The organism is Pelomonas dachongensis (assembly GCF_043555865.1).
GTDB classification, from domain to species: Bacteria; Pseudomonadota; Gammaproteobacteria; order Burkholderiales; family Burkholderiaceae_C; genus Pelomonas; species Pelomonas dachongensis.
Map to the genome: position 1 here is coordinate 187,197 of NZ_JBIGHY010000010.1, position 12,885 is coordinate 200,081.

Sequence of the window (12,885 nt, forward strand, 5' to 3'; positions counted from 1 at the left end):
TTCCTTCCGCACGACAGCAAGGACTCCTCCATGAGCTTCCAGCAAGGCCTCTCCGGGCTCAACGCCTCGTCCAAGAACCTGGACGTCATCGGCAACAACATTGCCAACTCGGGCACCTACGGCGCCAAGGCGTCGCGAGCGGAGTTCTCCGACGTCTACGCGATGGCGCTGAACGGCGCCGGCCAGAACCAGATCGGCATCGGCACCTCGCTGCAGACCGTGGCCCAGCAGTTCACGCAGGGCAACATCAGCACCACCGAGAACCCGATGGACCTGGCCATCAACGGCGGCGGCTTCTTCCAGCTCAGCGACGGCGTGAACCCGACGCTGTACAGCCGCAACGGCCAGTTCAAGGTGAGCAAGGACGGCTTCATCGTCAACAACGACGGCCTCAAGCTGATGGGCTATCCGGCCAATGGCCAGGGCGTCATCCAGCCCGGCACCGCCACGCCGCTGCAACTGCCCACGGGCGGCATCCCGCCGGCGGTGACGAGCAAGGTGTCGATGGAGTTCAACCTCGACTCCCGCCTGAAGGTCACCGCACCCGAAGACGGCACGGGCACCGGCCTGGACCTGTCGGACAGCACCACCTACAACAACGCCACGTCCATGACCGTCTACGACGCCAAGGGCCAGGACGTGGCCGTGACCTTCTACTTCCAGCGGGCTGCGATTGCCGACGACGGCAGCGACGTCTGGAACGTCTACGCGACCGCCAACGGCACGCCGTTCGACGTCGACGCCGAGGGCAACACCATCTCGGTGGACGACCTGGGCAACCCGACGACTCCCTACACGGTGCTGACCTTCCCGTCCACCGGCGGCTCGCCCACCAGCCCGACCGCCCCCATCTCGATGACCGTGCCCGCCGGCACAAGCAACCGCGGCTACTCCACGCTCGCCATCGAAGGCATCCAGCTGGACCTGAGCGGCATCACCGAGAACGGCAGCAGCTTTGCGGTGACCAACCTGACCCAGGACGGCTACGCCCCGGGCCAGCTGACCGGCATCCAGGTCGCCGACGACGGCACCGTGCTGGCGCGCTATTCCAACGGCCAGAGCAAGCCCGCCGGCCAGGTGGAGCTGGCCAACTTCCGCAACCCACAAGGCCTGCAGCCGATGGGCGGCAACGTCTGGCTGCGCACCGTCGGCTCTGGCGATCCGGTGGTGGGCGTCCCGGGCGACGGCAACATGGGCGCGCTGCGCTCGGGTTCGCTGGAGGAAAGCAACGTCGACATCACGGCCGAGCTGGTCAACATGGTGACGGCGCAGCGCGCCTACCAGGCCAACGCGCAGACGATCAAGACGCAGGACCAGGTCCTGCAGACCATCGTCAACCTGCGCTGATATCCACTGACGGCGAGGACGCGCGATGGATCGGATGATTTACCTGTCGATGGCCGGCGCCAAAGCGGCCATGCAGCGGCAGGACGTGCTCTCGCACAACCTCGCCAACGTCACGACCAACGGCTTCCGCGCCGAGCTGCAGGCCTTCCGCGCCGTGCCGGTGCGCGGCGACGGCGCGTCCACGCGCGCCTTCTCGCTGGAAACCACCATCGGCTACAACGACGCGCCCGGCGCGCTGACCGCCACCGGGCGCAACCTTGACGTGGCCATGCAGGGCCAGGCCTGGCTGGCCGTGCAGGCCAACGACGGCACCGAGGCCTACACCCGCGCCGGCTCGCTGGACGTGAACGCCGAGGGCATCCTGGTCATGCGCAACGGCATGCCGGTACTGGGTGACGGCGGCCCCATCAACGTGCCGCCCAACAGCGAGATCGCCATCGGCGCCGACGGCACCGTCAGCGCCAAGGCACCCAACCAGCGGCCCACCAACATCGGCCGGCTCAAGCTCGTCACGCCCGAGACGACACAGGCGCTGACGCGCGGCGACGACGGCTTGTTCCGCGCCGGCGACGGCGACCTACCCGCCGACGCGAACGCCCGGCTGCAGGACGGCGCGCTGGAAAGCTCCAACGTCAGCGCCGTCGAGACCATGGTCGCCATGATCGCCGCCGGCCGCCAGTTCGAGCAGCAGATGAAGCTGCTGCAACTCGCCCAGACCCAGGGCCAGCAATCGGCCAAGCTGCTCGGCACCACTTGAGCAAGACCTAAGGAATCACCGCCATGATGCGCTCGCTCTGGATTGCCAAGACCGGCATGGAAGCCCAGCAACACCAGCTGGACAACATCTCCCACAACCTCGCCAACGTCGCGACCAACGGCTACAAGCGCTCGCACGCGGTGTTCGAGGACTTGATCTACCAGAACATGCGCCAGACCGGCGCCAACAGCACCGAGCAGACCACGTTGCCCACCGGCCTGCAGGTGGGCCTGGGCGTGCGCCCGGTAGCCACCGCGCGCATCTACACGCAGGGCAACCTGCAGCAGACCAGCAACAACCTGGACCTGGCCATCAAGGGCGACGGCTTCTTCCAGATCCAGATGCCCGACGGCACCACGGCCTACACGCGCGACGGCAGCTTCCAGCTCGACGCCAACGGCCAGATGGTCACCAGCAACGGCTACACGGTCATGCCCGGTATCACCATCCCGGCGAACGCGCTGAGCCTGACCATCGGCCAGGACGGCACCGTCAGCGTCACGCAGCCCGGCCAGGCCGCACCGCAGACGGTCGGGCAGATCCAGCTCGCGCGCTTCGTGAACCCCGCAGGCCTGGACCCCAAGGGCCAGAACCTGTTCACCGAGACCGCGTCGTCGGGCACGCCCAACGCCGGCACGCCCAACAACGATGGCATCGGCGCGCTGGCGCAGGGCTTCGTCGAAACATCCAACGTCAACGTCGTTGAGGAGCTGGTGCAGATGATCCAGACGCAGCGCGCCTACGAACTGAACTCCAAGGCTGTGCAGACCTCCGACCAGATGCTGCAGAAGCTGGCCCAGATCTGACGGGAGCGCCCATGAAATACCTCGCCCGCCTCGCATCCCTGGCCCTGGCCGCGCTGCTCGCCGGCTGCGCCACGCCCTACCCCACGCCGCAGGTGGAGCTGAGCCACACGCCGGTGGTCAACCTCCCGCACGTGCAGCAGCAGCCCGCCAGCAACGGCGCCATCTACCAGGCCGCCGCCTACCGCCCGCTGTTCGAGGATCACCGCGCACGGCTTGTGGGCGACACGCTGACCATCAACATCACCGAGCGCGTGTCGGCCACGCAAACCAGCACCAGCGAGCTGAGCAAGACCGGCAACCTGTCGGCCGGCGTCACTGCGCTGCCGGGCATTGCCGCCAACTCCTTCAACCGCGCCAGCGCGTCGGCCACATCGGCCAACGAGAACCAGGGCAAGGGCAGCAACCAAAACACCAACGAGTTCACCGGCGCCATCACGGCCATCGTGACCGGCGTACTGCCCAACGGCCACCTGATGATCAGCGGCGAGAAGCAGATCGGCGTGAACCGCAACGTGGACGTCCTGCGCTTCTCCGGACAGGTCGACCCGCGCATGATCGGCCAGGGCAATGCCGTGACCTCAACCGCCGTGGCCAACGTCCGCATCGAACAGCGCGGCCGCGGTGCCGTCAGCGACGCCCACGCGGTGGGCTGGCTGTCGCGGTTCTTCCTGAATCTGGCGCCGAGTTGATCGGGCGGTGCGGGCGACTGCGAGTCGTGCCCGCAATGCAGCGTTCTGGAAAGCCCTCAATAACGCTGCCTATGCGCAGATCGCACGTATGTCCATCCGGTCGGCTTGCATCAGCGTCAGCGCCTATGTCGGTGAAGGATTGCGGCAGTCGAGGTCTGCGCACAGTCTTTAGCCTACAGCTCTTGCAGAACCGCATGAGCGAGTCCGGGGCACGATATCTGCGCAGCTTCATGGTTGGTTCCTCCAGCCGGCCCAGCGCCTTCTCCTTCATGGCGAGGTCTGCCTGCACGTAGCGATGGGTGGTCACCGTGCTCTCGTGACCGAGTCACAAGCCGATGGGCAGCCGGGAGCGAGTTGGTCCTCGCAGCGCGACCATCTGTTGCTGGCCCTGCTCTACAACACGGGCGCTCGCGTCTGCGAGATCATCGGTGTGCGCGTGGTCGACGTCGTGCTGGACGGTGGCGCCTGCGTCCACCTGCGTGGCAAGGATCACAAGCTGCGCTCGATCCCGCTGTGGAACGTCACCGTGGTGGAGATCCGGGCCTGGTTGAGGCTGAAACCGACGCTGCGGGGCGGTGCCCACTGCTGCCCAACCGGGATGGCCAAGCGATGTCAAGGTCGAACGTGAACTGACCTGCAGCGCGGCGCCGCTGGCTGCATCCACATCGCCATTCAGAGCATGAGCCGCGCGCGCGGGTTGGGCGTTCTGCCAATTCGTTCCTTGAGCAGGTGCCAGGCACCTACGCTGGCGACGATGGAGGCGGTATGCAAGTAGGCCGCCGACAGCGGTATGAGCCAGCCGGTACGGGAAGCTCGGATTGCAGATGATGGCCACCCAGCTATCAACCTATGCCTTCTGTGCGTGACCGAACGCAACGAACCTAGCCGCTGTGATGCGGTTCGAACCGTTGCCGCGGTTAAGGTTTACTTAATCGCCAGCCACCAAGCTCTCGCTTCGTTGCATTCCCGCTGTCCGGGAGCACTGAAGGAGATCGTGTGCCGGCCCAGTCCAAGAGTTCAGAAGCCGATTCATCCGTCGATTACCCGCTAGATCCCGCCCACACGGGGACTGCGGTCTCGCCGGCATTGCTGCTCGTCCAGCAGGGCCACCCGCTGCGAGCGGCGGTCGAACAGTTCATACACAGCGTTTACGCCACACACTACGGTGCTGACATCCGCCACTTCGCGCCGCAGCTGGTGGCGCTGTGCGACGCCGACGGCCAACTGCTCGCTGCTGCCGGCTACCGGCCCGCCAACGTGGAGCCGCTGTTCCTGGAGCGCTACCTGGACGGACCCGTGCAGGCACTGCTCGGCACCACCGTGGCGCAGCCCCCAAGGCGTGAACGGATCGTGGAAGTCGGTCATCTCGCGGCCGTGCGGGCCGGCGAGGGCCGCCGGCTGATCCTGCGCCTTGGGCCGCACCTGGCCGCCCAGGGATACCAGTGGGTCGTGAGCACGCTGACCGAAGAACTGCGACACCTTTTCATGCGCCTGGGCATCGCGCCAATGGCGCTTGGGGTGGCCGACCCGGCCGTGCTAGGCGCCGACGCTGCGGCCTGGGGGAGCTACTACGACCATCGGCCGGTAGTGCTGGCCGGGCAGATCGAGGCGGCCTTGCAGTCGCTGTCACGGCGCGGGGTGGCGGCATGAGGCCGGCACTCGACGATGGCCAGCGCGTCTGGCCCGCAGCCGAACTGGCTGCGGCAACAGCCGCAACGGCCAACTGGCTGCACGACAGCGGCGCGCGCGTGCTGGCCACGCTGCTGGACAACGGCGCGCCCTTCGTGGTGCTGGACGAAGCTGCGGCACAAGCCGGCGTTGTGCACGTGCCGCTGCCGCTTTTCTTCAGCGCCGATCAGGTGCAGCATGCCCTGCGCGCTGCGGGCGTGGACCTGCTGATCACCGTCGAGCCGCTGGCACGCCAATGGCCCGTCCTGCCGTGGGTCCCGGCCACGGTGGCCGGCCACACTCTGGCTGTGGCCCGGCTGCAGTCTGCGCCGGTGGCCCTGCCGCCGGGCACGGCCAAGATCACTTTCACTTCAGGCAGCACCGGTGCGCCCAAGGGCGTCTGCCTGTCGGGCGCGGCCCTGCAGCAGGTGGCGCAGGGCCTGGGCGATGCGATGGCGCCGCTGGGCATCACGCGCCATCTCAATGCCCTGCCGTTTGCCGTTCTGCTCGAGAACATCGCCGGCCTGATGGCGCCGCGGGCGCAGGGCGCAACGGTCGTGACGCGACCGCTGGCCCAGCTGGGCCTGGCGGGCGCGTCCGGTTTCGACGCTGCCGCCTTCGACACTGCCGTGCGCGCGCTGCAGCCACACAGCCTGATCCTGCTGCCGCAAATGCTGCGCGCTTGGTGCGTCCTGTTGCAGCGCAGCGGCCAACACGCGCCGCCGGACCTGAAGTTCGTGGCCGTGGGTGGCGCTGCCGTCGGCGCACCGCTGGTGCACGCAGCACAGGCATTGGGGTTGCCGGTGGGCGAGGGCTACGGCCTGTCGGAAGGCGCATCGGTGCAGACCCTCAACCTGCCCGGCCACAACCGCCCGGGCAGCGCTGGTCGGGTGCTGGCACATGCCCGTTTGCGTGTCGCGCCCGATGGTGAACTGCACGTCGCCGGCAGCCTGTTCAGCGGCTACCTCGGCGACCCGACACCGGTGCCCGACTGGTGGCCCACCGGCGACCTCGGCCACATCGATGCCGACGGCTTCGTGCACATCAGTGGTCGCAAGAAGCACCTGCTCATCACCGCCTACGGCCGCAACGTCTCGCCCGAATGGGTCGAGACCGCGCTCCGCAGCCAGCCCGCCGTGGCGCAGGCAGTGGTCTTCGGCGATGGCCAGCCGGCGCTGTCGGCCGTGCTGTGGCCACTGAACCCGACGGCCGACGACAGCCTGCTGCAGGCCGCCGTCGACGCGACAAACGCCACGCTGCCCGACTACGCGCGCATCCCGCGCTGGGTGCGAGGCGGCGCCGCTTTCGACGCCCGCAGCGGCCTGGCCACGGCCAATGGCCGACCGCAGCGCGACGCCATCCTGCGTGCTCACGCCGAGGCCCTGGGCCTGACGGGTGCGCTGTCCACTCAACCTGCATGAACTCAACACATCCATCCACCATGACATTCCACGCCCGCCTTTTGCAAGAGACTGCCGCCGCCCGCCAGGGGCTGCTGGCCACGCCCATCATCCAGGGCGCGCTGCGCGGCCAGGTCTCGCTGGCCAGCTACCTGGCCTTTCTGCGTGAGGCCTACCACCACGTGCGCCACACCGTGCCGCTGCTGCGCGCCACGCGCGACGCGCTGCCGGCGCGCAACGCTTGGCTGCGTGGCCCGCTGGACGAGTACATCGAGGAAGAAACCGGCCACGACGAGTGGATCCTCAATGACATCCGTGCTGCGGGTGGTGACGCTGACGCCGTGCGCCACGGCCCGCCCAACCACGCTACCGAGGTCATGGTGGCCTACGCCTACGACACGATCGCGCGCATCAACCCGCTGGGCTTTTTCGGCATGGTGCATGTGCTGGAGGGCACCAGCGTGTCGTTGGCCCTGCTGGCGGCCGATGCCATCCAGAAACCGCTGTCGCTGCCCGACGCCGCCTTCAGCTACCTGCGTTCGCACGGCACGCTGGACCAGGAGCACACGGCGCACTTCGAGCTTTTGATGGATAAGGTGGAAGACCCGGGCGACCAGGAAGCCATCGTGCATGCGGCAAAGGCCTTCTTCCGACTTTACGGTGAGGTGTTCCGCAGCCTGCCACTGCCAGATGCGGCTTTGCCTGTCACCGCACCGAGCCCCAGCCCCACACCGGCCGCCGCCGAGGCCCTGGCGTGAAGGCGCACGAAGCGCGGGTGCTATTGACCGGCGCCAGCGGCGGCATCGGCCGCGCGATGGCGTCGGCGCTGCAAGGCGCTGGCGCGGCGGTGCTCGGCGTCGGCCGCGCCGCCGCTTCGCCACTGCCCCCAGGTCAGGACTGGCTGCAGGCCGACCTGGACACTGCTGCCGGCGTTGCCAGCGTGGCCGGCACCGCCGCCACCTGGCGGGCCAACGTCGTGGTGCTGGCGGCGGGTGCCCCTGCCTTCGGCCCGCTGGCCGGCACGCCGGCGGCGCAGATGCAGGCCGTGCTGCAGGCCAACCTGCTGGCGCCCATGCAACTGAGCCAGGCCTTGCTGCCCTACCTGCAGTGCCTGCCAGTGGCACAGCTGGTGTTCGTGGGTTCGGCCCTGGGCCGCATCGGCGTGCCGGGATTCAGCGTCTACGGCGCCAGCAAGGCCGGCCTGCACGGATTTGCCGAGAGTCTGCGGCGTGAACTCGCCGGCGGGCCCGTGCGGGTGCAGACGCTGGCCCCGCGCAGCACGCGCACGGCCTTCAATGGCGCCGAGGTTGATGCCTACAACCGCGCCACCGGCACCGCGATGGACAGCCCGCAGGTTGTGGCCACAGAACTGCTGAAGATCATCGAGAGCGAAGCCGCAGAACAATTCATCGGCTTTCCCGAACGGCTGGCCGTGCGCCTGAACGGCCTGCTCGGCGGGCTGCTGGACAGCAGCTTCGCAAAGCACCGTCGCAGCCTCACGGCGGTTCCTTCGGCCGTCACACCGCCCCTCACACCGCCCGTCATCACCGGAACCCGTAGATCATGAAAACCATCCCACACCCGAAGCGGCTCGCCGCGATCCTTCCCGCGCTGGGCTTGATGCTGGCTCTGGGTCCGCTGGCCACGTCCGCGGCACCGGTAGACGATGCAGTCACCGACCTGCAGCGCGACTGGGAGGTGATCCGCTACCAGACTCCGGCTGCCGAGCGCGAGAAGCGCTTTGAGTCGCTGGCCGCCAAGGCGCACCAGGTCAGCCAGGTCTTTCCGGGCCGCAGCGAGCCGCTGGTGTGGGAGGGCATCGTCGTCAGTTCGTGGGCCGGCGAGAAGGGCGGCCTGGGCGCTCTGGGCCTGGCAAAGCAGGCCAAGAGCCTGTACGAGCAGGCGATCCAGATCGATGCCAAGGCCCTGGACGGCTCGGCCTACAACAGTCTGGGCGTTCTCTACTACAAGGTGCCGGGTTGGCCGCTCGGCTTCGGCGACAAGGACAAGGCGCGCGAACTGCTGCAGAAAGCGCTGGCGCTGAACCCGCAGGGCATCGACGCCAACTTCTTCTACGGTGAGTACCTGGTCGAGACCCGCCACGGCGAAGACGCCGTGGTTTACCTGGAACGCGCGCTTCATGCGCCGGCGCGCCCGGGGCGGCAGGTAGCCGACACCGGCCGGCGCGAAGAGGCGCGGGCGCTGTTGGCCAAGGTCAGGAAGAACTGAGCGTCGCCACGACACCCTGGCCATCGGCGCCCGCGTGGTGGCGCAGGCGGAGCCGATGCAGCGCTGCGACGCGCTGCGCGATGGACAGGCCCAGGCCACTGCCAGTCTCGGCCTGGCCATCGGCACGATGGAAGCGCTCGCCCAGCCGCGCCAGGGCCTCGGATGACAGCGGCGGGCCGCCGTTCTCCACGGCCAGACCATCGGCATCAAAGCGCAATGCGACGCTGCTGCGCTCGGGCGCATAGCGCACCGCGTTGTCGAGCAGGTTGCGCAGCAGCGCCGCCAGCAGGTCGGGGTCGCCCTGCAGCGGAAAGGGCGCAGCGCCCGCGGCCGGCCAGTTGCAGGCCAGCTCGATGTGACGGCGTTCGGCCAGCGCAAGCACGTCGTTCATGGCCTGGCCCACCAGCACAGGCCAGTCGACCGGCACGCTGTGCGGCAGCCGGTCCGTTGCTTCCAGACGCGACAGCATCAGCAACTGCGTCACGAGGCGGTCGATGCGGTCCAGGCCGACCGCCAGACGCGCTTCGGCCGCACGACGCTCTGTTTCGCCGGCGGCGCCGCGCACCACGTCCCACTGCGCCCGCCACACGGCCAGTGGCGTGCGCAGTTCGTGCGCCGCATCGGCCGTGAAGCGACGTTCGCGCGCCAGCGTGGACTCGATGCGCAGGAACAGACCGTTCATCGCCGCCAGCAGCGGTTTCAGCTCCTGCGGCGCGCGCGCCTCGGGCACCGGCCGCAGATCGTCGGCACTGCGACCCCGCAGTTCGTCGGCCAGCGCGCGCACGGGCGCCAGGGCCTTGCGCACGGCCCAGGCCATGGCCGCCAGCAGCACAGGCAGGACCAGCAACCAGGGCAGCATCTGGCTGGCCAGCAGGTTCCACACCAGTTCGTCGCGCTCGTGGACCAGCTGACCGGCCGCCACCAGCCACTCACCATGCGGTGACTGCAGGTAATACACGCGCCACGCGTCGCCCTGGAGAGTCAGGTTGACGAAGCCGGCGGCGTCGAGGCGGTGCGGCAACTGCACGCCTTCGCGATCGACCAGCATCAACTCACCGCGCGCGTTCCACACCGCGATGGAAAGGGAGCGAAGGTCGGCTTCGCCACCCAGCGCGGAGGGCGTCGGGTCACTCTGGGTTCCAGTCAGCACGGGTGGGGTCGCGCCATGGGGTGCCGCCATCACGCCCGCCAGCGTGGCCTGCACTTGGCGCGCCAGGCGAATGCTCTCGGTATCGAAGAGCTCGTTGACCTCCAACCGCGCGCGATTCACCGACACCAGCAGCGCAGCGCCCCACACCAGCGGCGCGCACAGCAGCAGATAGACCAGCAGACGACGCTGCAGGCTCACGGCTCGGTGCCCGGCGCGTCGTCTGCCGCACCCAGCGCATAGCCCACGCCGCGCACGGTGCGCACGATGCCCGGGTACAGCTTGCGCCGCAGGTGGTGCACGTGAACCTCGAGCGCGTTGCTCTCGGGCTCGCTGCCGCTCCAGTCGTACATCTTCTCCAGCAACTGGGGCTTTGAAAGCACCCTGTGCGGATGGGACAGAAGCACCTCCAGCAGGGCAAGTTCGCGCCCCGTCAGCTCGACCGGTCTGCCTTGGCATTGCACCTGTTTGCTGGCTGGGTCGTACTCCACGGTGCCGTGAAGCCAGAGCGCCTGCGCGCGGCCGCTGGCGCGGCGCAGCAGGGCACGCAGGCGCGCCGCCAATTCGTCGATGGCGATGGGCTTGATGAGGTAGTCGTCGGCGCCGGCATCCAGCCCGGCGATGCGCTGCTCCACACCGTCGCGAGCGGTCAGGATCAGGACCGGCAGCTTCAGGCCGCGCAGCCGCCAGGTGCGCAGCCAGCTCATGCCGTCAGTGCCGGGCAGGCCCAGATCAAGTACCAGCGCGTCGTATGGCGTTCCAGTCAATGCGGCATCGGCCGGACGGCCGTCGCGGAACCAGTCCACGGCATGGCCGGACTGTCGCAGCCCCTGCGACAGCGCTTCGCCGAGGTCGGGGTCGTCTTCGAGCACTAGCACTCTCATCTGCAGGCATTGGACCATGGGCGGAACGGGGCACCGACCGCGCCCTGACCAGCCGTCAGCGCGGGGGCGCCGCACATCGGATCGGCATCCAAGCGCACGATCAGGGCTGAGCGGGCATCCACGTTACGACGCGCGAAGTCTGCCGGGCACCGAGCTGCGGCGTTGATCGCAATCTGACACCCAGATTTCCGCGTCGATTTGCCCGGACGGCCACGGCGGATGCCCAAGCGGTGCCGGCGGCGGAAGTGAGCGTCCGCTTGTTGGCGCTCGCCACTGATGTGCGATTTCCGCTGCGGGCACGAAGCTGCCACACGGCTCACAGCAGGCGATGAGCATGGCCGACACGGGCCCGCCGTCTCGCAGCGTCGACCGGCTGTCCCATAGCCACCCTCACGATGGCGCCGTCCTCGCGCTCTTCAAAGCCACATTCGAGTGCCGGTCGGGCCTTGGGTGCGTCGACAACTGCGGGGCAGGTCGTGCAGCAGGACTGCTGCGCCCGAGTACTCCGTTCGCCAAGGTGGCCACGGCCGCCGGACCTTGGGTGGCCCGTCGCGCAGAGGCAGGGCGCCCGTTCTTTTGCGCGATCGTTGCGGGTGCTGCCCGCCTGACAGTTCACGGACACGACCCCTTGGTGCTCGAGCAGGGTGACTTCGTCCTCGTCCCGGCCGCATTCGATTTCACGATGTCCAGCCTCGAGCCGCCGGCAGACGGGGAGGAGACGGCGTACGTCTTTCGCCCCGACGGCGAGATCCGGCACGGCGACCCGAACGCGTCGCCCGACGTACGTTTGCTCGTCGGCTACTGCGTTTTCGCGGCGCCGGACGCGAAGCTTCTGGTGTCGCTGCTGCCGCAGCTCGTGCACGTGCGCGGCGAGCCAACGCTCACCACGCTCGTGTCGCTGGTTCACGCGGAGTTCCGGGCTCGGCGCCCAGGGCGCGACGTCGTGCTCGCCCGCCTGCTGGACGTGCTCCTGATCGAGGCGCTGCGCTCGGCGCCGGGTCACGCGGCCTCGGCCGGCCTCGTACGCGGCCTTGCCGACGAGCGGCTGGCTGTGGCACTCCGGCTGATGCACGAGCAGCCGACCACGTCGTGGACCGTTGCCCAGCTTGCGCGGGAGGCCGCGATGTCTCGGTCTGCATTCTTCACCCGGTTCAACCGACTCCTCGGCGTAACGCCGATGGACTACCTGCTCGGGTGGCGCATGGCGCTCGCGAAGCACCTGCTTCGCCGCGACGGCGCTACGGTGGCCGACGTCGCAGAGCGCGTTGGTTACGGCTCGGCCAGCACGTTCAGCGTAGCCTTCTCCCGTCATGTCGGTCAGCCTCCCGCGCAGTTTGCGCGCCGCGGCCGAGCAGGCGCGCAAGACGACCTCGTGAACGGTGTTGCCGACTCCGAATGGACAGACGTCGCCGGCATCGGCGCAGTCCACCCCAGCCGCGCGCTGACAAGGCCTTCGGAACCTTGAAAGGTTCGTTCGGCAGGTCGAGCGGGACCAAAATCGGTGGCCGAGGCCTGAACGTTGGGGCGGTCGAATGCCATCAGTCTTCGACAAGATGCCTTGGATCGACGTGTACGGCCGGTCAAGCAACTTGCCGACCTCATGAAGCGTCCTGCCATCGTTCCAACGCTCCCACATCAACGCCTTCTGCGTGGCGCTGTAGTACGTCAGCGTCCGGCACTTCATCTGCAACGCTCCTTCTGCCTGCGCAGTGGTTGGTGTGTTGCGTGGACCGGTTGAACCTGCCGCCCAAAGCCGAAGTTCAAGCTCGACACCGGAGGACAGCACCGCAGCGGCCGCTGACGTTCTCGGCCGCCGTGCGTGGGCAGCACCGTGCCCAAAGCGGAAGGTCAGGATCGGCGACGAAGGCCGGCACCGCCAGCGGGTGCCGTCATTGACGAGCAGCCGCCGAGTTCACGATCATGGCATGAAGCGGTCGCCAATCCCCTTGGCCGGTTGA

13 protein-coding genes and 1 pseudogene are annotated in these 12,885 nt (G+C 68.4%); 11 read left to right on the plus strand and 3 right to left on the minus strand.

Features of this window, described 5'->3' with window-relative positions:
- Positions 1 to 30 precede the first annotated feature (30 nt).
- The 10 genes from flgE to ACG02S_RS22690 all read left to right on the plus strand — a co-directional run bounded on the left by flgE (position 31) and on the right by ACG02S_RS22690 (position 8,896).
- The gene (gene flgE, locus ACG02S_RS22645; RefSeq protein WP_394472765.1) at positions 31 to 1,347 is read left to right on the plus strand and encodes a flagellar hook protein FlgE; all 1,317 of its coding nucleotides are present in this window, start codon (positions 31 to 33) and stop codon (positions 1,345 to 1,347) included.
- Between the two features lie 25 nt (positions 1,348 to 1,372).
- Positions 1,373 to 2,104: a flagellar basal-body rod protein FlgF gene (flgF, locus tag ACG02S_RS22650; RefSeq protein ID WP_394472766.1), complete on the plus strand. Its 732-nt coding sequence runs from the start codon at positions 1,373 to 1,375 to the stop codon at positions 2,102 to 2,104.
- A gap of 23 nt (positions 2,105 to 2,127) precedes the next feature.
- Entirely contained in the window at positions 2,128 to 2,910 is a 783-nt protein-coding gene (flgG, locus tag ACG02S_RS22655; RefSeq protein WP_394472767.1) for a flagellar basal-body rod protein FlgG, read from the plus strand.
- A gap of 11 nt (positions 2,911 to 2,921) precedes the next feature.
- On the plus strand, positions 2,922 to 3,599 hold the full coding sequence (locus tag ACG02S_RS22660) for a flagellar basal body L-ring protein FlgH (RefSeq protein ID WP_394472768.1): 678 nt from the start codon (positions 2,922 to 2,924) through the stop codon (positions 3,597 to 3,599).
- Between the two features lie 379 nt (positions 3,600 to 3,978).
- Positions 3,979 to 4,227, plus strand: a complete 249-nt coding sequence (locus ACG02S_RS22665; RefSeq protein WP_394472769.1) for a site-specific integrase — start codon at positions 3,979 to 3,981, stop codon at positions 4,225 to 4,227.
- Between the two features lie 458 nt (positions 4,228 to 4,685).
- The gene (locus ACG02S_RS22670) at positions 4,686 to 5,249 is read left to right on the plus strand and encodes a thermostable hemolysin (RefSeq protein ID WP_394472770.1); all 564 of its coding nucleotides are present in this window, start codon (positions 4,686 to 4,688) and stop codon (positions 5,247 to 5,249) included.
- Positions 5,246 to 6,688 carry an AMP-binding protein gene (locus ACG02S_RS22675; RefSeq protein ID WP_394472771.1) on the plus strand — a complete coding sequence of 481 codons (1,443 nt, stop codon included), beginning with the start codon at positions 5,246 to 5,248 and terminating at the stop codon, positions 6,686 to 6,688. Before ACG02S_RS22670 ends, ACG02S_RS22675 begins: the two co-directional genes overlap by 4 nt.
- Before the next feature lie 20 nt (positions 6,689 to 6,708).
- A complete protein-coding gene (locus tag ACG02S_RS22680) occupies positions 6,709 to 7,425 on the plus strand; it encodes an iron-containing redox enzyme family protein (protein WP_394472772.1) in 717 nt (238 codons plus the stop codon).
- Entirely contained in the window at positions 7,422 to 8,234 is an 813-nt protein-coding gene (locus ACG02S_RS22685; protein ID WP_394472773.1) for an SDR family oxidoreductase, read from the plus strand. The genes ACG02S_RS22680 and ACG02S_RS22685 overlap by 4 nt, the downstream gene beginning before the upstream one ends.
- Before the next feature lie 53 nt (positions 8,235 to 8,287).
- A complete protein-coding gene (locus ACG02S_RS22690; RefSeq protein ID WP_394472779.1) occupies positions 8,288 to 8,896 on the plus strand; it encodes a hypothetical protein in 609 nt (202 codons plus the stop codon).
- Here ACG02S_RS22690 and ACG02S_RS22695 read toward each other — a convergent pair.
- Both ACG02S_RS22695 and ACG02S_RS22700 read right to left on the minus strand, forming a co-directional pair.
- On the minus strand, positions 8,883 to 10,244 hold the full coding sequence (locus tag ACG02S_RS22695) for an ATP-binding protein (protein WP_394472774.1): 1,362 nt from the start codon (positions 10,242 to 10,244) through the stop codon (positions 8,883 to 8,885). The two genes, ACG02S_RS22690 and ACG02S_RS22695, sit on opposite strands and share 14 nt — an antisense overlap.
- Positions 10,241 to 10,927: a response regulator gene (locus ACG02S_RS22700; protein ID WP_394472775.1), complete on the minus strand. Its 687-nt coding sequence runs from the start codon at positions 10,925 to 10,927 to the stop codon at positions 10,241 to 10,243. The genes ACG02S_RS22695 and ACG02S_RS22700 overlap by 4 nt, the downstream gene beginning before the upstream one ends.
- A 487-nt stretch (positions 10,928 to 11,414) precedes the next feature.
- Between ACG02S_RS22700 and ACG02S_RS22705 the strand changes: the two genes are divergently transcribed.
- Positions 11,415 to 12,392, plus strand: a complete 978-nt coding sequence (locus ACG02S_RS22705; RefSeq protein ID WP_394472780.1) for a helix-turn-helix transcriptional regulator — start codon at positions 11,415 to 11,417, stop codon at positions 12,390 to 12,392.
- Between the two features lie 51 nt (positions 12,393 to 12,443).
- On the opposite strand, the pseudogene ACG02S_RS26465 reads toward ACG02S_RS22705, so the two are convergent.
- Positions 12,444 to 12,611, minus strand: a pseudogene (locus tag ACG02S_RS26465) (IS30 family transposase); the annotation flags it as partial.
- Positions 12,612 to 12,885 lie beyond the last annotated feature (274 nt).